Origin of the sequence: Streptomyces sp. NPDC056480, assembly GCF_042795405.1 — a bacterium.
Classification (GTDB): Bacteria; Actinomycetota; Actinomycetes; order Streptomycetales; family Streptomycetaceae; genus Streptomyces.
The window spans coordinates 19,805-42,295 of the sequence record NZ_JBHTSA010000058.1 but is presented as its reverse complement, the minus strand read 5'-3'; the positions used below and the strand labels follow the sequence as shown (position 1 = coordinate 42,295).

General features: G+C 71.0%; 10 protein-coding genes and 1 pseudogene. All 11 read left to right on the top strand.

What is annotated here, in order from left to right:
- Positions 1–66 precede the first annotated feature (66 nt).
- The 11 genes and pseudogenes from ACFQ79_RS24095 (at position 67) to ACFQ79_RS24045 (ending at position 22,419) form a co-directional block, all read left to right on the top strand.
- Positions 67–6,643 (top strand): annotated as a pseudogene (locus ACFQ79_RS24095) (RHS repeat-associated core domain-containing protein).
- Positions 6,644–6,718: 75 nt separating this feature from the next.
- Complete coding sequence (locus ACFQ79_RS24090) at positions 6,719–7,114, top strand: hypothetical protein (RefSeq protein WP_383586756.1); 396 nt, start codon at positions 6,719–6,721, stop codon at positions 7,112–7,114.
- A 161-nt stretch (positions 7,115–7,275) separates the two neighbouring features.
- Positions 7,276–8,067, top strand: a complete 792-nt coding sequence (locus ACFQ79_RS24085) for an FG-GAP repeat domain-containing protein (RefSeq protein ID WP_383586754.1) — start codon at positions 7,276–7,278, stop codon at positions 8,065–8,067.
- 174 nt (positions 8,068–8,241) lie between these two features.
- Entirely contained in the window at positions 8,242–11,925 is a 3,684-nt protein-coding gene (locus ACFQ79_RS24080; protein WP_383586752.1) for a LamG domain-containing protein, read from the top strand.
- A 519-nt stretch (positions 11,926–12,444) separates the two neighbouring features.
- Positions 12,445–12,864: a hypothetical protein gene (locus ACFQ79_RS24075; protein ID WP_383586750.1), complete on the top strand. Its 420-nt coding sequence runs from the start codon at positions 12,445–12,447 to the stop codon at positions 12,862–12,864.
- Positions 12,861–13,877: a phosphate ABC transporter permease subunit PstC gene (gene pstC, locus ACFQ79_RS24070; protein ID WP_383586748.1), complete on the top strand. Its 1,017-nt coding sequence runs from the start codon at positions 12,861–12,863 to the stop codon at positions 13,875–13,877. The genes ACFQ79_RS24075 and pstC overlap by 4 nt, the downstream gene beginning before the upstream one ends.
- Positions 13,874–15,100, top strand: coding sequence for a phosphate ABC transporter permease PstA (pstA, locus tag ACFQ79_RS24065; protein ID WP_383586746.1), 1,227 nt, complete (start codon positions 13,874–13,876; stop codon positions 15,098–15,100). The genes pstC and pstA overlap by 4 nt, the downstream gene beginning before the upstream one ends.
- Positions 15,101–15,214: 114 nt before the next feature.
- Entirely contained in the window at positions 15,215–17,047 is a 1,833-nt protein-coding gene (gene pstS, locus ACFQ79_RS24060) for a phosphate ABC transporter substrate-binding protein PstS (RefSeq protein ID WP_383586744.1), read from the top strand.
- Positions 17,044–19,740 (top strand): hypothetical protein, encoded by a 2,697-nt coding sequence (locus ACFQ79_RS24055; protein ID WP_383586742.1) that lies wholly within the window; start codon positions 17,044–17,046, stop codon positions 19,738–19,740. The genes pstS and ACFQ79_RS24055 overlap by 4 nt, the downstream gene beginning before the upstream one ends.
- Positions 19,741–19,835: 95 nt before the next feature.
- Positions 19,836–20,831, top strand: a complete 996-nt coding sequence (locus ACFQ79_RS24050) for a hypothetical protein (RefSeq protein ID WP_383586740.1) — start codon at positions 19,836–19,838, stop codon at positions 20,829–20,831.
- Positions 20,832–20,847: 16 nt separating this feature from the next.
- Positions 20,848–22,419 (top strand): Ig-like domain repeat protein, encoded by a 1,572-nt coding sequence (locus tag ACFQ79_RS24045; RefSeq protein WP_383586738.1) that lies wholly within the window; start codon positions 20,848–20,850, stop codon positions 22,417–22,419.
- Positions 22,420–22,491: the final 72 nt, after the last annotated feature.

Genomic DNA, 22,491 nt, shown 5'->3' with positions numbered 1-22,491 from the left:
CCTCCTCTCCGTCACCGGTGCCTCGGGGCGGCGGTGACGATCTGTCGGATTCTCACTTCAGTACGGATGGAGGCGGAACGCACCTTGTTCGGCACAAGCACCACAAGACAGCCGTCGCGCAGCGCGCCACGGCGCCGCAGACGGTTCCTGGCCCACTCGCTGGTCCTGGCCCTCCTTGCTCCCCTGGGTGCCGCATCGGTGGCGCAGGCCGACCCCGGCACGACCGGGCTCGGCCGTCCCGAGCTGCCCGCACCGCGGGCGAGCAAGGTCAGGACGCTCGACGGACCAGGGGCGAAGCAGGCCCGGGACAAGGTCGCGAAGGACCGCAGGACCAATGAGGAGCAGGCCCGACGTGCACGGGCCGAGCAGACCTCCGGGACCTGGCCCGCACCCGGCACCGCCAAGGTCGAGCTGACGACCGGCAGGGTCAGGACCGCCGCAGGAGGACTGCCGCTGTCCCTGGCACCGGCGGCCGGTGCGAAGGGCTCCGCCCCGGCGGGCACCTCCGCCGACGTCAACCTGCTGGACCAGAAGACGGCCGAGCGCCTCGGCATCACGGGTGTGGTTCTCACCGCCGCCGCGGAGACCGCGGGGCGCGCCGACATCAGCGTCGGCTACGGGGACTTCGCGTCCGCGCTCGGCGGAGGCTGGGCGGGCCGTCTGCGTCTCGTGCGGCTTCCCGCCTGCGCGCTGACCACCCCGGAGAAGGCCGCCTGCCGCACCCAGACGCCACTCGGTTCGACCAACGACACCCGCGCCGGAACGGTCTCCGCCCAGGTGCCGCTCGCCGCGGCGCCGGACGGGCTCGCAGCCCGCAAGAGCTCCGCCACGTCCGGCGTCACGGTGCTGGCCCTCACCGCCTCGTCCGCCGGAGCGGGCGAGTCGGCCTCCGGCAGCGGTGACTTCTCCGCCACCGAGCTGTCCGAGTCGTCCTCCTGGGCCGCCGGCAGCAGCTCCGGCACGTTCACCTGGTCGCACGACTTCAAGCTCCCGCTCGCGGCTGCCGGGCCCGCTCCGAAGATCTCGCTGTCGTACGACTCCGGGAGCGTCGACGGGCGTACCGCCACGACCAACAACCAGGGGACGTCCGTCGGCGAGGGCTTCGGTCTCACCGAGTCCTACGTGGAGCGTTCGTACGGCAGTTGTGACGACGACGGACAGACGGACGTCTTCGACCAGTGCTGGAAGTACGACAACGCCCGGCTCGTGCTCAACGGCAAGTCCTCCACCCTGGTGAAGGACGACACCTCGGGCGAATGGCGTCTCCAGGGCGACGACGCCTCGGTCGTCACCCGCTCCGTCGGCGCGGAGAACGGCGACGACAACGGCGAGTACTGGACCGTGATCACCGGCGACGGATCGAAGTACGTCTTCGGCCTCGACAAGCTCGCCGGAGCGGCCGGCCAGCGCACCAACTCCGTGTGGACCGTGCCCGTGTTCGGCGACGACACCGGCGAACCGGGCTACGCCGGAGGCTCCGCCTTCGCCGACCGGTCCCTGACCCAGGCATGGCGCTGGAACCTCGACTACGTCGAGGACACCCGGGGCAACGCCGCCACCTACTGGTACACGGCCGAGAAGAACCACTACCGGAAGAACAAGGCGACCAAGGCCGACGCGGAGTACACGCGGGGCGGCTACCTCACGGAGGTCAAGTACGGCCTGCGCAAGGACGCCCTGTTCACCGATGACGCCGACGCCAGGCTCACCCTGTCGTACGCCGAGCGCTGCACCGCCTCGGACTGCGGGTCGCTGACCAAGGCGACGGCCGACCGCTGGCCCGACGTGCCCTTCGACGCCCTCTGCACCGAGGGAGCCGACGACTGCCAGGCCCTCGCCCCCGCGTTCTTCACCCGCAAGCGCCTGACGAACATCGACACCTTCACCTGGTCGACCGCGGGCAAGGCCTACGAAGCGGTGGACTCCTGGGCGCTGACCCAGGAGTACCTGGACGGCGGAGACATAGGCGACACCTCCGACCAGGTGCTCACCCTGAAGTCCCTCAAGCGCACCGCGAAGGCCGGCACGGCCATCGGCCTCGACCCGATCTCCTTCACCTACCACATGCGGCCGAACCGGGTGGACGCCACCGATGACGTCCTTCCCCTGACAAGGCCCCGCATCTCCACGATCACCTCCGAGGCCGGCGCGATCACGACGGTCGCCCTCTCCTCACCCGAGTGCGTCCGCAGCGAGGTCCTCGGTGCGGCGGAGGACACCAACACCCGTAGCTGCTATCCGCAGTACTGGAACATCAACGGCGCCGCGGACGCGTCGGTGGACTGGTTCCACAAGTACCGCGTCCTCGCCGTGATGACCTCCGACCCCGCCGGACAGAACGAGGCGGTCGAACAGGCCTACAGCTACACGGGCGCGGCCTGGCACTACAACGACTCGCCGTTCGTCCCCGAGGACGAGCGGACCTGGTCGGACTGGCGCGGCTACCGCCAGGTGACGGTGTCCAAGGGCGCCGTCGGCGTACCGGGCCGCGCCAAGACGGTCTCCGTGTACATGCAGGGCATGAACGGCGACCCGAAGAAGGACGGGACGACCAAGTCCGTCACCCTCTCCGCCGTCCCGGTCACCGGTCTGTCGATCCCCTCGCTCGCCGACGACGGCGCCTTCGGCGGACAGTTGCGCCAGCAGATCACCTATGAGGGCGGCACGCCCGTCGCCGTCGTCGTCAACGCACCCTGGGCGTCGGAGACGGCACGGCAGAAGGTGCCCGGTGCGGGCGACCACGTCGCGCGGTACGTCCGTACCCGAGCGACCACGACCCACACCTACCTGACCGTTCCGGAGACCTGGCGGTCCCGCACCGTCACGACCGAGTACGACGCCTTCGGCATGCCGTTCAAGGTGGAGGACGGCGGCGACGCGGCCGTCACCGACGACGAGACCTGCACCCGTACCTGGTACGGCCGCAACACCGAGGCCGGTATCACGGCTCTGCCCTCCCGCACCCGAGCGGTCGGCAGGAAGTGCGCCGTCCTCGACGCCCTTCTGGACCTGCCGGTCAACGAAGAGAGCAGGGGGGACGTGCTGTCGGACACGGCCGTCGCCTACGACGGAGTGACCTGGTCGGTCGGAAGCTCAGAAGCCGACCAAGGGGCTCGCCACCTGGACCGGTCGTGCCTCCGCGTACAGCACCGCGGACCTGCCGACCTGGCAGACCGTGTCCACCACTGCCTACGACACCCTGGGGCGTCCGACCAGCGTCGCCGACGCCGACGGCAAGACCACGACGACGGCCTACACCCCGTCCGCCGCAGGCCCGCTGACCCAGACCGTCACCACCAACGCCCTGGGCTTCAAGACGACCAGCGTCCTCGACCCGCGGCGCAGCCAGCCCGTGCGGACCTATGACGCCAACTCGAGGAAGACCGAGGCGTCCTATGACGCCCTCGGCCGGCTGACCGATGTCTGGCTGCCCCACCGCAACCGTGCCGCCGGACAGATCCCCAGCCAGAAGTTCGCCTATCAGCTCAGCAACTCCAAGCCGTCGGCCGTCTCCACCTCGGTCCTGAAGAAGGACGGCGAGACCTACAACACCAGCTACGCGATCTACGACGCCCTGCTGCGGCCGCTCCAGACGCAGACGCCGACCCCGCAGGGCGGCCGCATCCTCACCGACACCCGCTACGACTCCCGCGGTCTCGCCTACGAGACGTTCGCGGACATCTTCGACACCTCGACCACGCCGAACCCGGACTACACCCGGGCCGAGTACGGTGAGTCCCCGACCCAGACGGAGATCGTCTTCGACGGCGCAGGCCGGGAGACCTCGCGGTCGGTCTACTTCTTCGGTGTGAAGAAGTGGACCACCTCCACCGTCCACACCGGTGACTCGACCGCCTCGACGGCGCTCGCGGGCGGCACGGCCCGGCGCGTCATCGTCGACGCCCGAGGCCGTACGGTCGAGACCCGCACCTATGCCGGCCCGAACCCGGTCGACCCCGACTACGGCGGCGGCCTCGGCACCTCCCACACCAAGGTCAAGACCAGCTACACCCTGGATGCCAAGGAGACCTCCGTCACCGGTCCCGACGGCAGCGCCTGGTCGTACGGCTACGACCTGTTCGGGCGCCGCACCAGCGCCGAGGACCCGGACAAGGGCGAGGCACGCACGGCGTACAACGCCCTGGACCAGGTCACCAGGATCACCGATGAGCGCAAGCAGGCGGTCATCACCGCCTACGACCAGATCGGCCGCATCACCGGCACCTGGGCCAACACCAAGACCGACGCCAACCAGCTCACCGCGCACACCTACGACACGGTGCTGAAGGGCAAGCCGACCGCGTCCATCCGCTATGTCAACGGCAGGAACGGCCTGGCATACGGCCGGGAGGTCACGGCCTACGACACGCTGGACCGCCCGGTCGGAACCAGGATCACCCTGCCCGCCTCCGACCCCCTGGTCGTCGCGGGCGCCCCGCAGTCCATCGCGTTCTCCGGGTACTACAACATCGACGGCACCCGTCAGAACTCCGTGGAACCGGCCCTGGGCGGACTGCCCTCCGAGGTCGTCGAGTACGGCTACAACGGTCTCGGCGACGTCAAGTCCATCGTGGGCACGACGGGTTACCTGCTGAACACCGACTACTCGGCACTCGGACGGCCCCAGCAGCTCGTCCTCGGCGCGGCCGACACCGAGGCGCACCGGAAGATGTACGTCACCAACACGTACGAGGAGGGCACCGGCCGGCTCACCCGCAGCCACGTCACGGACCAGACCCACCCGTACATGCTGCAGGACCTCAACTACAGCTACGACCAGGCCGGCAACGTGACGTCGGTGGCGGACCCGACCACCCTCGGTGGCACCGGCAAGGCCGAGACGCAGTGCTTCGCGTACGACGGCTTCCGCCGCCTCGTCGAGGCGTGGACGCCCGCGTCCCAGTCGTGCGGCAGCGCCCCGCAGGCCGGCAGTCTCTCCGGCCCCGCCCCGTACTGGACCGGCTACACCTACGACAACGCCGGCCAGCGCACCTCCGAGACACAGCACCGGACCGGGGGAGACACCACCACGACCTACTGCTACGAAGGGGCCCAGCCGCACACCCTGACCGGTACGAGCACCAAGGACGACTGTGAGGCTCCCAGCCGCACATACGGCTACGACGCCTCCGGCAACACCACGTCCCGGCCCGGTGCCACCGGCGCGCAGATCCTCACGTGGAACGCCGAGGGCAGGCTCAGCGGGCTGACCGAGGGAGCGAAGGCCACCGACTACCTCTACGACGCCGACGGCAACCTGCTCATCCGCACCGAGAAGAACGGCGAGCGGGTGCTCTACGCGGGTGCCACGGAGCTGCACCTCACGTCCGGCAACACGTTCTGGGCCCAGCGCTTCTACGGCAGCCAGGACCTCACCGTCGCCGTCCGCAGCAACCGGACGGGGGCCAACAAGCTCTCCTACCTGACCTCCGACCGTCACGGCTCGTCGAACCTCGCGGTCGCCGCCGACACCCAGGCGATCGTCAAGCGCTACCTGACCGTCTTCGGCGCGGAACGCTCCGGTGCCGTCGGTACGTGGGTCGACGACCGCGGTTTCCTGGGGAAGACGCAGGACAAGGCCACCGGCCTCACCCATGTCGACGCCCGCGAGTACGACGCCGTCCTGGGACGCTTCATGAGCGTGGACCCGATGCTGGAACCGGAGAAGCACCAGTCACTCAACGGCTACGGCTACGCCGAGAACAACCCGGTGACCTTCAGCGACCCCACCGGCCAGGCCAGTTCCACCTGCATGCCCGGTGTGGACTGCAGCATCGCCGTGATCATCAACGAGGCCTTCGTGTCACCGGCGCTCTGGGGCGCCAGCAGCACCGGCACCTCGGGTACGTCCTGGACCTCGTCCGGGGGATTCACCGGCAACTCCGGCTCGCCGCTGGTCGCGACGCCGCCGCCGTTGCTGATGGGCCCCGACCCCCTGCAGCTGCAGTTCACCGGGCCGACCAGCCCGGAGATGCAGAAGCTGCAGAAGATGTTCATGGAGGCACAGGCGAGATGCTCGATTCCGTCGGGCGAGCTCGTCAACTCCCAGCACGGGGGCGACGGCAAGGTCAAGAGCGGCGGTCCCTGGAGTGTGGCCTTCCGCTGGCTCCTGGGCAGCAGTGTGCTGACGGGCCACCCGGGAGGGAACGTGATGGCGGGCGACTTCGGCGGGAACACCGTGCCCGACGTGTCGTACGACGGTGACGACGAGCTGACCCAGTCGCTGATCGCGAGCGAGAGCATGAAGGACACCCGGCAGATGGTCGCCGACCAGTTCCGGATGACCGGCCAGAAGTCCGGCAAGGACACCTACAGCACGACCAGACACCACGACGGCAAGGACCGGACCCTGGCCCAGATCGCCGGCGTGTTCGGCTCCGACTTCGTGGGCCTGATCATCGGGCAGGACGACAGAGAGGCCCAGGGAGTCCTGGGGTCCTATGTGGTGGACTACACCATCACCAAGAGCAAGGGCAACACGCTCACCGTCAACTACAAGGCGTGGACCAATATCAACAACGAGTCGTTCGTGCCCGGCCACGGCACGTGGCAGGAGGCCTTCAATGCGGCACCTCAGTACACCGGAGGGTTCACGGCTGGATTCCGCGTCGACATCCGCTGGCAAGAGACGATCTACAAGTAAGGCGGATGCGACGTGAGGTCATGGAGCTTTCGGCGTAAGGCCGTCATCGCGGTATCGGCAGTGATCCTGCTCCTCATGGGAGGTTGCCTCGCCGGGATCTCCGAGCGGCCCGAGCGCATCGACCGCACGCGGATCGCCGGTACCTGGACGGGTGACGGCGGTGCGCGGGTGGAACTGCGCCCGGACGGCCGGTTCGCGATGTCCGGCATTCCCCGCGACGCCGTCACCTTCAGTTTCATCGATCCGCCGCCGGGTGACGGGAAGATCTCCGGGAGCGGGACCTGGAAGCCCGCGGTGGACGGCGACAGCGTGGACGGCATCCTGCTGCACGTCGACGCGGGCGGGTCGTTCTCCGACAGCACGGAGACCCAGGAGCTGCGTGTCGCCCGGAGCGGCGAGAAGCCGGTCCTCTACTTCGCCACCAGTGCCGACGAGTGGCACGGGTTCGAGATCCGCAAGACCGACCAGTGATCCCGGCATCACCCCCTCCGCACGGAGGGGGTGATGCCGGGCGGCTCGCCGCCCCCCGGCGGCCATCGATTCCTCACCTTCTTTTCCTCTGAAACGCGACAACGGAGAGTGGCATGCCCCGCAGGCGTAGATATAAGCGCATATGTCTGGCAACTCTGATCATGGCCCTCGTCGCCGGTGGTACGGCGGCGACGGTCGCCGCGAGCGCGGAGACCACGGGCATGGGCGAGATCGTGGTGACCGACCTCGACGGAGACGCGTTCGACGACGTGGTGGCCGTCGAGAGGTCCACCGGCAAGCTGTGGCTCTACGGAGGCGGCGGCCGGGTCGAGATCGGAACCGGTGGCTGGAACGGCATGCACGATCTGTCGGGCGGCGAGTTCAACGGGGACGGCAAGGCGGACCTCGTCGGTGTGGAGGAGGCCACCGGAAAGCTGTGGCTCTACCCGGGCACGGGGAGAGGGCTGAGCGGCCGGGTCGAGATCGGAACCGGTGGCTGGAACGGCATGCACGATCTGTCGGGCGGCGACTTCAACGGGGACGGCAAGGCGGACCTCGTCGGTGTGGAGGAGGCCACCGGAAAGCTGTGGCTCTACCCGGGCACGGGGTCAGGCCTCAGCGGCCGGGTCGAGATCGGCAGCGGTGGCTGGAACGGCATGCACGACCTGGTCGCCATGGACCTCGGTGACGACGGGAAGAGCGACGTCGCCGCGGTGGAGACCTCCACGGGCAAGCTCTGGTCGTACAAGGGCACCGGCACCGGCCTTGAGACCCGCGTCGAGATCGGTAGCGGCGCCTGGAACGGCATGAGCGATCTGGCCGGTGGGGACTTCGTCAAGAGCGAGCACGACGACCTGGTGGGCGTCGAGACGTCGAGCGGCACGTTGTTCGTCTACCCCGGCAATGCGACGGGTCTGGACCCGAGAAAGCAGATCGGCACCGCCGACTGGTGACCGACGCGGCGGCGCCGCAGGCCCGCGGGTGAGTCCTCCCCGTGAGGTCGGGTGGGCCGTACGCCCTTCACATAAGACAAGTCTTGATCGAACTTCTTTGGGGTGGGGATGAACAAGTGGAGACGGTCGGCCGGCAGCGCGCCTGGCAGGGGCATGCCCTGTCTGATCGCGGGCATGGCCACGGCCATCGTCCTGTCCGCCGTGCCGGCGCTGGGAACCAGCGCGGCGGCAGCGTCGGTCGCGGGACAGCCGAACGCGACGGATGTCACGGAGGCGCAGCGCGCACTGACGAGTGCCGAGGAGACGGGTGCCCGCGTCGAGGTGACCGGTGAGCGGACGGAACGTACGACCGTCTACGCCAACCCGGACGGCTACAGCTTCACCCTGGAGGAGTCCGCCGTGCCCGTCCGCGTCGCCACGCCCGGTGGCGGGTGGCAGGCACCTGACGCGACGCTGGAGAAGCGCTCCGACGGAACGGTCGCGCCCAAGGCGGCGGCCGTGGACATGGAGTTCTCCGGAGGCGGAACGAACGATCCGCTGGTGAAGATCGAGGAGCAGGGCCGCTCCCTCGCCCTCAGCTGGCCCGGGACCCTCCCGGAACCGGAGCTCGACGGCTCGAACGCGGTCTACAGGGACGTCATGGAGGGCGTCGACCTGCAGGTGATCGCCTCGACCGAGGGCTTCCGGCACGTCCTCGTCGTCAAGACCCCGCAGGCCGCGGCCAATCCGGAGCTCCAGCAGATCGACTACTCGCTGAAGTCCGAGGGCTTGAAGATCCTCAAGGGGAAGGCCGGCAACCTCACGGCGGTGGACGCGGACGGCAGTCGTGTCTTCCGCGCGCCGCCGGCACAGATGTGGGACTCGGCAGGTTCCTCCCAGACCACCCCGGCCCCTCAGACCCCCCAGGCCCCCGAGGCTCTGGCGGGCCGCCGCACCGAGGCCGCCCACGGACCGGCGATGAAGGCTCTCTCCGCCGATTCCGCCGACTCCGCCGACAGCGCCGCGGAACCGCCGAGCGGTGAGCCGGCGGACGGCGACACGGTGGCGACGATGGACGTCAAAGTCACGCCCGACTCGCTGACCGTCGTCCCCGACGCGGACATGCTCCGCGGTACGGAGACGGAGCACTTCCCCCTGTACATCGACCCCACGGTGACCTGGGGCGCGTCGGAGCGCACGCTGCTGCGTTCGGACGGCTACGAGTCGTACGGCTGGGGGAACGGCGACGACAACCTGGGCAAGGGCGTCGGCGAGTGCGAGAGGTGGGGGAACTACTACTGCGGCGAGGGCTATGTCCAGCGGCTGTACTTCGAGTTCTCGCCCGCCAGCCTCAAGGGCAAGCACGTGCTGGACGCGACGTTCCGTGTGACGGAGCCGTGGGCCTTCCAGTGTGATCCCCGATGGGTGGACCTGGTCCGGACGAACAACATCTCCACCTCCACCACCTGGTCCTCGCGACCGGCGGAGCTCGACTGGATGGTGGACCGGAACGTGTCGGCCGGCCGGGGCTCGCTCTGCGACCCGGATTCGCCGGACGCCCCGATCGAGTTCAACGACAACCCCGAGGAGCCCAACGAGAACCTCACCCCGACCGTCAAGAGCTTCGCGGCGGGCAGCATCTCGCGGCTCACTCTGGAGCTGAGGGCACAGGACGAGACGGACACCTCGGCGTGGAAGAGGTTCCGCAACGACGCCGTTCTCGCGGTCGACTTCGTGGGGCTGCCGGACAAGCCGACCGGCGTGGGAGTGGTGACGGGTTCGGGCACGGTGTGCGACAGGTCGGAATCGGACCCCGCGGTGGTCTCCGACCCCACCCCGCTGCTCTCGGCGTACGCACAGACGAAGGCCGGAGGGGAGAAGGAAGCCCAGCTGCGCATCTACTTCGACCTGGACCACAAGAACGCCAACGGCACCTGGACGGACACCAACGCCGGCAACGGGTCCATCCGTCCCTCGACGAACTACCTCGCGGACGGCCAGTCCGCCACGCTGCCCTGGTCCTCACTCACCGACGGCACGCTGTACCGGTACCAGGCGTGGACGTATTCCTACTACAACGGCGGGGCGAGCTACCTGGTCGGCCCCACGTCGGGCTTCTGCTACTTCAAGATCGACAGCTCGGCGCCCAAGGCCCCGCAGATCATGATGCGCGGTCCGTACTCGGAGTGCCTGCCCAACGCGTGCAAGGCAGCGGGCGGACCGGGAACCAAGGCCACCTTCCTCTTCTCACCCGCCGCGGGCGACGGCAACGTCACCGACTTCCAGTACCGGATCACCGAATCGGGCCCCTGGGTCTCGGTGTGCAAGCCGGGCGCTTCCTGCCTGTTCACGGGCAGCTACGTGCCCGACAAGTCGGGAACCCCCAGGATCTACGCCCGTGCCAAGGACAACCTCGGCCGGTGGGGCGCCCAGAGCATGATCGACTTCAAGGTGGACATCGGCGAAGAGCCGGTGGGCCGCTGGCACTTCGACGAGGCCACCGGCCCGGCCATCGACGGGTCGACCGGCGGTGGCGGTGTGCGGCAGGACGCGACCCTGGGCGGCGGCGCCGTCCGTGACGATCGCGGACGCCGCGGGCTGATCGCGTACGACGCGCAGGGCGAGCCGCTGAAGGAGCCCGTGAACGACCGCGGGCTGGCACTCAACGGCACGGGCGCCTACGCGGCGACCGGCGCGCCCGTTCTGAACACCGGGACCGCCTACACCGTCTCGGCGTGGGTGCGGCTGGACAGCAAGGCGCAGGACGGCGTCGTCCTCTCCCAGGACGGCGCGAGCTACAGCCCCTTCAGGCTCTCCTACGACAAGGGGGCGGACCGATGGGCGTTCGGCGTCAAGGAGAAGGACGCGGACCCCGGGACGTCGTACGTCGCCGTGACCGGCAAGGACCCGGCCACGGTGGGGGTGTGGACGCATCTGGCGGGCAGCTACGACCCCGTCGACAAGGAGGTACGCCTGTACGTCAACGGGGTGCCGCAGGGGACGCGGGAAGCGACCGGTTCCTGGTCCGCCACCGGACCCTTCAACGTGGGCCGCTCCCTCTGGGCGGGCACGCGGAGCGCGCCGTTCAAGGGGTCGATCGACGAGGTGGCCGCCTGGCAGCGGGAGCTGATCGACAAGGAGGTCAAGGATGAGGCACGGCTGCTGATCTCCGATGCGTACGCGGGCGCCGAACTCGTCGCGCACTGGTCCCCCGACGGGGCTTCCGGGAGCACGGTCACCGATTCCACCTCGGGCTACGGCAGGTCGCTGACCTTGTCCGGCGGTGCGACGGTCGTGAACGGCGAGATCGTCCTCGACGGTGTGGACGGCGCCGCCACCTCGTCGGGCCTGCTCGTGGACGACACGGGTTCCTTCACCGTCACCGCGCTGGCGGCCCTGGACGGCACCAAGCTCGCCGGCAAGGACGTGGGCTTCAAGGGGCAGGTGCTGGGCCAGCGCGCGGCGGACGGCTCGGCGTGGGGCTTCTGGTACGAGATCACCGCCAAGGGCACGGCGTTCGACATCGAGACGTCCACGGAGCGTGTCATCCCGGTCGGCTTCTGGCACTTCGGCCGGCTGAACGCCGACGGTACGTTCTCCTCGGTCGCCTCCGACCAGGTGGCCGCGCTGGACGGGCTGGTCCGTCTCACCGGTGTCCACGACGCGCAGTCCGGGACGATCGGTCTCTCTCTCGGGTACAACGAGAACGCCGATGCCAAGGCGTTCACGGCGAAGCTCGGGTCCGGTGACTTCTCCCTCGGCAAGGCGTTCACCGGAGACGGCGCGCAGCACTACCTCCCTGCCAGGATCGCCGAGGTGCGGGTGTGGGCAGGGGCGATGGCGAGTCCCGAGCAGATCAGGACCAGCGTGGGCGACTGACCCGTCGCTGATGTGAACAGGGCCTCCTGGGCTCTCGACGGCCGCTGACGCCGTCGGGTGATCCCAGGGGGCCCTGGCGTCATGGGGGCCGGAATCGTTCCGACCCGTGCGGGGCCGGTCGGACGGTTCGGCGCCGAAGGCCGGCTCCACCCCTCCTCCTCTGGTGAGTCGTCCCGCACCCCCCCGAACGCCTCCCGCCTGGCCGGATGTCGTCCCGTCCGGCCGGACGGCCTCGTTCCGGGCGGGGCGGAGGCGGTGCTTCCCCCGTCTGTCGCCGTTCTCCGTGAAGCCGTACATCCGGGACCGATCGGCCGGTGTCTCGCCGATTCCTCCCAAGGGCTTCTACCTCTCGTTCATGTGTTATGCGTCGCTGCTTCACCGGTCTGTGGAGTGGTCAGCGCTCAGCGACGTGATTGTCATGCCCGCAGCCACGGTTGCGTGGTCGATTGTCGGCCACGCCGAGTTCCGGGCGAAGGGGGCGGTTCCGTGTCTCGGCCACGGTTTCTGTTTGTCTCATGGGTGGATGTCGAAAGACGCCAGGCGCCGCACGCCTGGTCGCCGGGCGCGGGTACCGCGGAAGCGGTGAGCTGGCGGCTCGTCGGCGCCAACAACCACGACCTCGGGCGCGGCCCGGACCTCCACCGGGGCCACACCGCATGCCACGCCGCCGTCGTACGGCTGCGCGACGGTCTCGACCGCGCGGTCCCCCTCATCACCATGGCCGCCACCTCCAACGGCACCTGGACCTGGCAGCTCGCCATGGACGAACGCTGCGTGGCGGTCGCCGCCCGCGAGTTCCGGCGCCAGCGCGAATGCCGCGACAGCCTCCAGCTCTTCCTCGCGGCCGTCATCGAGGGGCAGGTGGCCGCGGGCGTGACGTACACGCGCAGGCTGCGCGGCCTGCGGCTGCCCGACGCCGTCCAGGGGAACGCCTCTTGAGTACCGTCACCACCACCACGACCGCCGCCGCGGACACCGAGGTGCCTCGCGCCACGTCCGCGTCCAAGGACCCCGCCGACCGGTTCTTCCGCGTCGGCGCCCGCGGCGCCGGAGCGCTCGTCCTGGTCACCATGACCCTGGTCGGCGTCTTCCTCGGCGTCCGCGCGAGCGAGGCCCTCGGCGAGGCCGGCGGGTCGTTCGTGACCACCCCGGCCTGGGAGCCCGACTCCCGGCACTTCGGCATCGCCGCCGTCCTGCCCGGCACCATCCTCATCGGCCTGACCGCGATCGCCTTCGCCCTGCCGCTCGCCCTCGGCACCTCGCTCTACATCACCGAGTACGCGCCCCGCCGGCTGCGCAGGACCCTGGTCAGCCTCGTCGACCTGATGGCCGCCGTGCCCAGCGTGGTCTACGGCCTCTGGGGCTTCTTCTTCCTCCAGCCGCACATCACCGGCCTGGCCCGCTGGATCTCCACCTACTTCTGCTGGATCCCGTTCTTCGCGGTGGACGGCGTCGACCCGGACGACCCGCTCGCCCCCGCCACCGTCTACACCTCCTCCACCTTCATCGCCGGGATCGTCGTGGCCCTGATGGTCACCCCGATCGCCTGCTCGGTGATGCGCGAGGCCTTCGCGCAGGCCCCGCCCGGCGAACGCGAGGGGGCCTTCGCGCTCGGCGCCAGCCAGTGGGGCGTCATCCGCACCGTCGTCCTGCCCTTCGGCAAGGGCGGCATCATCGGCGGCACGATGCTGGGGCTCGGCCGGGCGCTCGGCGAGACCATCGCCGTCGTCATGATCATCTCGCCGGTCTTCTTCTTCCAGCCGCACATCCTGGAGAACGGCGCCAACTCCGTCTCCGCGCTGATCGCCCTGCGCTACGGAGCCGCCAGCCCGTTCGGCATGTCCGCGCTGATGGCCGCCGGCCTCTCCCTCTTCCTGATGACCCTCGTCGTCAACTTCATCGCATCCTCCGTGGTCGCCCGCAGCCGGTCCGGAGCAGGAGCCGAGGCATGACCCTGACCACCGAAGAGATCCGGCCGACCGCCACGGTCACGCCCGACGTCGTCCCCGACGGCCCCGGCGCGCCCGCCGAGAACCGCCGCACCACGTCCGCCCTGCACGCCCGCGACGTCTTCGCCCTCGTCGGCGCGGGCGCCGCCGCCGTGGCCCTGACCTCGGTGCTCTTCGGCCGGGTGCTGCCCTTCGACGCCCCGCTCGGCTTCACCGTCTTCGCGTACCTCGCCTTCATGGCGCTGTACGCGGTGCTGATCTCCCTCGACGAGAACGGCGCCACGATCCGCGCCCGGCTCGCCCAGACGATCGTCCACGCCCTCGCCGCCCTGCTGCTCGCGGCGCTGCTCTTCATCGTGGGGTACGCCCTGTGGCGCGGCCGCGAGGCCCTGCCCCATCTGAACTTCTTCACCGAGGACATGTCCGGCACCGGACCCCTCCAGCCGATCACCGACGGCGGCATGCTGCACGCCATCGTCGGCACGCTCCAGCAGATCGGCATCTCGCTGCTGATCACGGTGCCGCTCGGACTCGCCTGCGCGGTCTTCCTCAACGAGGTGCCCGGCCGGTACGCCAAGTTCGTGCGCACCATCGTGGAGGCGATGACCGCCCTGCCGTCCATCGTGGCCGGCCTGTTCATCTACGCCACCGCGATCCTCGCCCTCGGCCTGGACAAGTCCGGGTTCGCCGCCTCCCTCGCCCTCTCGGTGATGATGCTGCCGATCATCATCCGGGCCGCGGACGTGGTCATCCGGCTGGTGCCCGGCTCGCTCAAGGAGGCCTCGTACGCGCTGGGGGCCGGGCAGTGGCGCACGGTCTGGACGGTGACACTGCCCACCGCACGCTCGGGTCTGACCACCGCCGTCATCCTCGGCACCGCCCGCGGCATCGGCGAGACCTCCCCGGTGCTGCTGACCTCGGGCGCCGCGACCGGCCTCAACCTCAACCCCTTCGAGGGGCCGCAGACCTCGCTGCCGCTGGCCACCTTCACCCTGGTGGCCTCGCCGGAGAAGAACATGATCGCCCGCGGCTTCGGCTGCGCGGCCCTGCTGATGGCCCTGGTCCTGCTGCTCTTCCTGATCGCCCGTGTCATCGGCGGGCGCGGCCCCGGCCAGCTGAGCCGGCGTCAGCAGCGACGCAGGACGGCGGCCTCGCTGCGGGACCTGGAACGGATGGGGGACCGCCCACCCGTGACGACGCCCGCCCTGGGCGACGCCCACCCCTAGCGACGCCCACCCGTCATCACACCCGCCCCGTACGACGCCCGCCCCGCCCGTGACGACGCACGTCCCGAACCGCCCGCTCGACCGTACGACCCGCCACCGATCAGGAGATCCCCGATGTCCGGACGCCCACCGGCCTTCCCCGCGCGCGTGCTGCGGCGCACCCTGGCCGTGCTCGTCACCGCCCTCGCGCTCGTGGTGCCCGCCGCTCTGCCCGCCGCCGCCGAGAGCTACGTACCGGTCTCCGGCGCGGGCTCCACCTGGAGCCAGAACGCCCTCGACCAGTGGCGGGCCAACGTCAAGCAGTACGGGATGACGGTCAACTACAACGGCACCGGCTCCTCCGACGGACGCAACCAGTTCCGCAACGGCACCGTCGACTTCGCCGTCTCGGAGATCCCGTACGGCATCAACGACTCGGGCGTCGCCGACCCGCCGCCCTCGCGGAAGTTCAGCTACATGCCGATCGTCGCGGGCGGCACGGCCTTCATGTACAACCTGCGGATCGGCAACCGCCGGGTGACCAACCTCCGGCTCTCCGGAGAGAACGTCGCCAAGATCTTCACCGGTTCGATCACCATGTGGAACGACCCGGCCGTCAAGGCCGACAACCCCGGTCTCGCGGCGAGCCTTCCCGCCCGCCGGATCGTCCCCGTGGTCCGCTCCGACGGCTCGGGCACGACGGCCCAGCTGACCACCTGGCTGAGCAAGAAGCACCCCGCCCTGTGGGACGCGTACTGCGGCCAGGCCGGCCGTCGCACGCCCTGCGGACCGACCTCCAACTTCCCCGTCGTCGGCGGCAAGGGCTTCGTCGGCCAGTCAGGGTCCAACGGTGTCTCCGGCTACGTCGCCCAGGAGGGCAACCAGGGCACGATCACCTACGTCGAGTACTCGTACGCGGTGTCCACCACCGGCTTCCCGGTGGCCAAGATCCTCAACGCCAGGGGCTACTACACCGAGCCCACCGCCCAGAACGTGGCGGTCTCGCTGACCGAGGCGCGCATCAACCCCGACCTCACCCAGCGTCTCGACGAGGTCTACGACAGCCGGGACCCGCGGACCTACCCGCTCTCCAGCTACAGCTACATGATCGTCCCGACGGCGGTGGAGTCGAACTTCAACCCGCAGAAGGGCAAGTCCCTCGGCGCCTTCGCCTACTACTTCCTGTGCCAGGGACAGCAGTCGGTGGACCGGCTCGGCTACTCGCCGCTGCCCGTCAACCTGGTCCAGGCCGGACTGACGCAGGTCCGCCGGATCCCCGGCGTGGTCGCCGAGAGCATCGACATCAAGAAGTGCAAGAACCCGACGTTCTCCAGCGACGGCACCAACACCCTCGCCAAGACCGCCCCGATGCCGCCGGCCTGTGACCTCAAGGGCGCGAGCCAGTGCGACACCGGCACCGGCGGCAACAAGACCCCCACCCCCACCGGCAGTTCCTCCGGCGGGACCGGCGGGTCGACCGGGGGTGCGACCGGTGGCAGCGGGGGCGCGACCGGCGGGAGCGGCGGAGGCGGGTCCGGAGGCACGGGCGGCGCCGGCGGGACCGGGGCCACGGGCGGTTCCGGCGGAGCCACCGGCTCCGGCTCCGGCGGTACGGCGGCCGGCGGCGCGACCGGCGGTGCCACGGGCGGCACCGGCGGCACGGCCGGCGCGGGCGGAGCCGGTACGACCGGCGGATCCGGCGGGACCACGGGAGGCGCCCTCGACCCCGACACAGGCCAGCCCGTCGGCGCGGGTGACACGGGCGGCACCGGTGGCGCCGCCGGCGGTGCGGCGGGAGGCGGCGGCGAGCTGTACGGCGTCCCGGTGACCACGGCCGCGAGCGTGGGCGGCGGAGTCCAGACCACCCTCATGGTGATCGGCGCCCTGATGCTGTGCGCCGTCACGGTGGGCCCGCCGCTGCTGCACCGGCGCCTCGCCGCCCGCCGCGCGGGGGAGGACCCCCGATGACCGGCATACGTCCCCCGCGCGGGGCCCGCCGGACGAGGGGTGGCCGCCCCGCGCGCCCCGGCAGGATGCGGACCCTCCTCGGCACCCTCTGTCTCGTCCTCGTCCCCGTCGTCGCGACCGTCGGCACCGGCCTGGACCCGGCCGCCCCGCCCGCGTACGCCGCCACCGGGGACGGCTCGCCGGTGACGGTCTCCGGCACCGGCGAGTTCGCCGACCTCAAGATCACCGTCAGTCAGACCCGCAACCTCGTCAACCAGGTCGTCAAGGTGTCGTGGACCGGCGGCGCGCCCACCGTCTCCGACACCGCGTACGCCGCCAACTACCTCCAGATCATGCAGTGCTGGGGCGACGAGCGCGGACCCTCCACCGACCAGTGCCAGTTCGGCGGCTCCTCCGCGCTCGGCGCGGGCGCCGGCAACCAGGCCGCCGGCGCGTACACCAACGGCCGGCAGCTCAACTACGGCGCCCACCTCAAGGACTCGGAGAACCAGCCGCTGCCCCCGCCGACCCCGAGCGGCATCTCGTACGCGCCGTTCCGCTCGGTCACCGGCGACGACGTCAGCCCCGGCAACTGGAACGAGTTCTTCGACGTCAACAGCACCAACGAGATCCCGTACGCCCGCACCGACGCCCGCGGCGTCGGCGAGGTCTACTTCGAGGCGCAGACCGGTGTCGAGGCCCCCGGCCTCGGCTGCGGCGCCGCGGTCGAGACGGAGGGCACGGTCACCGGCCGCGGCTGCTGGCTGGTCGTCGTGCCCCGCGGCACCTCCGAGGTCGACGGCACCCCGTACACCGCCCAGTCCAGCGGCCAGCTGCAGTCCTCGCCGCTCAGCCCGGCCAACTGGAAGCACCGCGTCACCGTCCCGCTCGGCTTCGAGCCCATCGGCAGCTACTGCCCGATCGGCGCCGAGGAACGCGGCACCCTGGGCAGCGAGATGGCCGCCGAGGCCGTCACCCGCTGGCAGCCCGCGCTCTGCCGGACCGGTGCCCAGGCCATCTACGGCTACGCCCAGGTCCCCGACGAGACCGCCCGCGTCAAGCTGATGTCGGGCACGCCCGGTCTGGTCTTCGTCGGCCGCGCCGCCGCCCCGTCACCGGCCGGCCGCAAGCCCGTCTACGCCCCGGTCGCCCTCTCCGGCATCACCATCGGCTACTCCGTCGAGAGCCAGGCGTCCTTCCGGGCCCCCGACGAGGTCAAACGGCGCAACGGCACCCGGATGACGACCCTGCGGCTCACCCCGCGCCTGGTCGCCAAGCTCCTCACCGAGTCGTACCGCGACGGCGTCTCGCGCTTCGCCGACAGCGTCGCGGGGAACCCCGAGAACCTCGGCCGCGACCCGGAGTTCATCCGCCACAACCCGGAGTACGCCGACCTCGACTTCGGCGGCAAGCTCGGCGACGCCCTCGTCCCGCAGCCGCTCGCCGACACCACCCGGCAGCTGTGGGAGTGGGTCGCGCAGGACCCGGCCGCCGCCGAGTTCCTGAAGGGCACCCCCGACGACGAGGGCACCCACGGCGACCCCGGGAACGCCGGCATGAAGGTCAACCCGCACTACCGGAACGTGACCCTGCCGCTCGACTCCTTCCCCAAGAGCGACCCGTACTGCCAGGCCTTCGAGGAGCGGCCGGACTTCCCGCTCTGCATCCAGGACAAGCACCCGTACGCCACCGACATGCACGCCGCGGCGCGCGCCGCGGGCCGCGGCGACACCCTGGCCCGGACGTCCTGGGACGCGACCGCCACCCCGCCCGCGTACAAGAAGGACCCGCCGCAGCCGGCCGGGCAGCGGGCCGTGCTCGCGGTGACGGACACCGCGACCGCCGAGCGGTACGGCCTGATGCGCGCCGAACTCCTCAACGCGGCAGGGAGGTTCACCGCACCCGACGCCGCGTCCCTGACCGCCGCCGCGAGCGCCCGCAAGCCCGGCCCGAACGGGGTCAGCGTGCCCGACCCCGGCACGCGGAACGCGGCCGCCTACCCGCTCACCGTCCTCACCTACGCCGCCACCGTGCCGGCCGACCTCACGGCCGCCGAGGGGCGCGACTACGGCACCCTGCTCACGTACGCCGCCGGAGCCGGCCAGACCCCCGGCGTCGCCGCCGGCAACCTGCCGCACGGCTACGCCCCGCTCCCGCAGGCCCTCCGCGAGCAGACCCGGAAGGCCGCCCACCAGGTGACGACGGAGGCGGGCAGGACGCCGCAGACGGCGACACCGACACCCGCGCCGACCACTCCGAAGCCGTCCGCCACGCCCAGCACCGGCGCCACATCGGGCGGCACGTCCGGCTCCTCCGGCACCACGTCCGGCGGCGACACGGGCGGATCCACCGGCGGATCGAGCGGGTCCGGAGGATCCGGCGGCTCCGGCGGGTCCGGAGGGACGGGCGGGGCCGGGTCCACCGGCGGGTCGGCCGGAGCCGCGGGCCCCGGCGGCGCCGCGACGGGCGGCCGTACGGGCTCCTCCGCGAGCCCGAGCGCGCCCACCACACCACCCACGAGCGCGAAGCCCACCCCGGCGCCGCAGACCGTCACGGCCGTCGGCGCACCGACGCCCGCGTGGACGGTCGGCGCCGTGCGGAACGTGCTGCTCGTCTGTCTGATCGTCGGCGCGTTCGCGGCCTTCGCCGGTCCGATGCTGCCGAGGTACCTGCCGCGTCTGGTCGCGGCCGCACGCCACCGCGTGGGGCGGTGATGCCCGAGTACGTCTGATTCGTCCGCGCCAACGGAAGTCCTGCACACGCGCACCGGGCACCACCCGGAGCGCAGCCTAGCTGAGGAGAACCCCCAGTGAACAAGAAGAAGACCGGCCTCGCGTTCGCCGTGGCGGCGCTCGCGGTCGTCACCATCGGCGGTGGGCTCGCCACCGCCGACCCGGCCGGCCCCCCGCAGTTCCGCCAGCTCTCCGGCGTCGGCTCCGACACCACCCAGGACGTCATGAACGGCCTCGCCGACGTCGTCACGGTGAACGGGCAGAAGGTCATCGGCTCCTACGACGCCACGGGGTCCGCGAACATCACCACCAAGTCCGCGGCGACCAACCCCAACTGCACCATCGCCCGCCCCAACGGCTCGGGCGCCGGCCGCTCCGCGCTGCTGAACTCGCTCCAGGCGGGCAACGGGTGCCTCGACTTCGCCCGTTCCTCCTCGCTGAGCCTGGGCGCGGCCAACCCGGGCCTCACCTATGTGCCGTTCGCGGTCGACGCGGTCAGCTACGCCATCACCCCGGGCTCCGCGATCCCGCGCAAGCTGACGCTGGCCGACCTGAAGGCCATCTACCACTGCGACCCCGCCTACGTGGGCGCCGGGCCGAACTACGACATGACCGTCTACCTGCCGCAGGCCGGTTCCGGCACGCGTTCCTTCTGGCAGTCGCAGATGGGCATCACCGAGGCCGACGTCGTCGCCGGCATCTACCCCTGCATCAAGGACAAGAAGGGCACCGCCCCGGTCCAGGAGCACGACGGCCGCGTCCTCGACGACAAGTCGATCGTGCCGTTCTCGATCGCGCAGTACCAGTCGCAGTCCTCGCAGACCATCGCCGACCTGCGCGGCCGCGCCATCCTCGGCACCGTCGACGGCCTCTCTCCGACGGTCCTGAACAGCGGCTTCGGCGTGAAGCGCGACGTCTACAACGTCATCCCGACCAGCAAGGTCGGCGTCTCGCCGTGGAGCGACGTCTTCGTGGGCCCGAACTCCGGCGTCTGCAAGCAGACCGCCGTGATCAACACCTACGGCTTCGCGACCAACCCGAACTGCGGCGACACCACCAAGCAGACCCCCTGATCAGGAGCTTCTCGTCATGAAGAACAGATTCTCCCGGGCCCTCGCCCTCGGTGTCGCGGCCGTCACCACCGCCTTCGCGGCGGGCCTCGCCACCGCGGGCTCCGCCTACGCCGCGCCCATCGGCACCCTCGACATCACCCCCGCCACCGGTGCCGACACCAGCGGCGTCTCCTTCACCACCTCGGGCGCCTGCCCGGCGAACGCCACCAACGTCCTGGTCAAGGTGGAGGGTTCCGGCTTCCCGGCCGGCGGCCTCAACGTGGTCGGCAACTCGCCGATCACCACCTACCCCCAGGCCGGCAACGGCGGCATGGTCATCCCGCTGACCATGACCATGCGCGACTACGCCTCCCAGGCGGGCTTCACCACCCTCCAGGGCAAGTACGACTTCACCGTCATCTGCCGGACCGCGTTCAACGGCACCAGCCTCGGCGACTTCACCGGCGCCATGTGGTTCACGTCCAACACCACGTACCAGACGAACGACCCGGCCGTGAAGACGGACACCACCACCTCGCTCGCGGTCACCCCGGGCGGACCGGTCCAGGCGGGCACCGCGGTCACCCTGACCGCCACCGTCGGCCCCTCCGGCGCCGCCGGCACCGTGCAGTTCAAGAACGGCTCCGCCGACCTCGGCACCCCGGTCACCGTCAACGGCGGGACCGCGGCGCTGACCACGAGCAACCTGACGGCCGGCACGCACGCGCTCACCGCCGTGTTCACGCCGTCCAACGCCTCGTACAACGGCTCCACCTCGACGGCCGTCTCCTACGAGGTCAAGCCGGCTGCGGCGACGCAGACCAGCACCGCCCTCGCGGTCTCCCCGGCGGCGAGCACCCCGCAGTACAGCCCCGTCACCCTCACCGGCACGGTCTCCCCGGCCGGCGCCGCGGGCTCGCTGAAGTTCGTGGACACCGTCGGTGGCGCCGCCACCCCGCTCGGCACGGTCCCGGTCAGCAACGGCACCGCCGTCCTGACCACCTCCAGCCTGCCGGCCGGCCCGCACTCCTTCACCGCCGTCTTCGTCCCGGCCGACCCGGCCCGGTACACCGGCAGCGACTCCAACGCCATCCCGTACACGATCGGCGCCTTCACCGGAGTCACGGCCTCGGAGACCATCACCACCACGGTCAACGCCGGCGCGCTCGTCATCAGCGTCGACAACCCGCGGGTCACGCTCCCCTCGCCGGTCCTGAACAACGACGGCGACCTGCTCACCACGGCCGGCGCCCTCAGCCCCGTCACCCTGACCGACACCCGCGCCGGCAACCCCGGCTGGACCGTCAGCGGCCAGGTCGGCGACTTCACCGACGGCGCCACCCACACCATCAACGGCCAGAACCTCGGCTGGTCCCCGAAGGTCGTCGACAAGGCGCCCGCGCAGACCGTCACCGCCGGCTCCACCGTCCCCGCGGCCTCCGGCGCGGCCCCCGCCGACTCCGGCACCGCGGGTCTGCGGTCCGCCCGCACGCTGGCCAACGGCACCGGCCTCGGCACCGCCCACATCGGCGCCGACCTCGCCCTCAACGTCCCGACCTCCACCCAGGCCGGCACGTACACCACCACCCTCACCCTCACCGCCATCTGATCCAGGCGTGAGCTCCGGGGCGGAGCCGCGCCGCGCGCCGCGCACCACCGACCGCGCGCCGGGGTTCCGCCC

Excerpts from the sequence above, each read along its gene's own strand:
- ACFQ79_RS24090 (WP_383586756.1), top strand. The coding sequence starts at position 6,719 with ATGGGAGGTTGCCTCGCCGGGATCTCCGAGCGGCCCGAGCGCATCGAC.
- ACFQ79_RS24085 (WP_383586754.1), top strand. The coding sequence starts at position 7,276 with ATGGCCCTCGTCGCCGGTGGTACGGCGGCGACGGTCGCCGCGAGCGCG.
- ACFQ79_RS24080 (WP_383586752.1), top strand. The coding sequence starts at position 8,242 with ATGGCCACGGCCATCGTCCTGTCCGCCGTGCCGGCGCTGGGAACCAGC.
- pstA (WP_383586746.1), top strand. The coding sequence starts at position 13,874 with ATGACCCTGACCACCGAAGAGATCCGGCCGACCGCCACGGTCACGCCC.
- pstS (WP_383586744.1), top strand. The coding sequence starts at position 15,215 with ATGTCCGGACGCCCACCGGCCTTCCCCGCGCGCGTGCTGCGGCGCACC.
- ACFQ79_RS24055 (WP_383586742.1), top strand. The coding sequence starts at position 17,044 with ATGACCGGCATACGTCCCCCGCGCGGGGCCCGCCGGACGAGGGGTGGC.
- ACFQ79_RS24045 (WP_383586738.1), top strand. The coding sequence starts at position 20,848 with ATGAAGAACAGATTCTCCCGGGCCCTCGCCCTCGGTGTCGCGGCCGTC.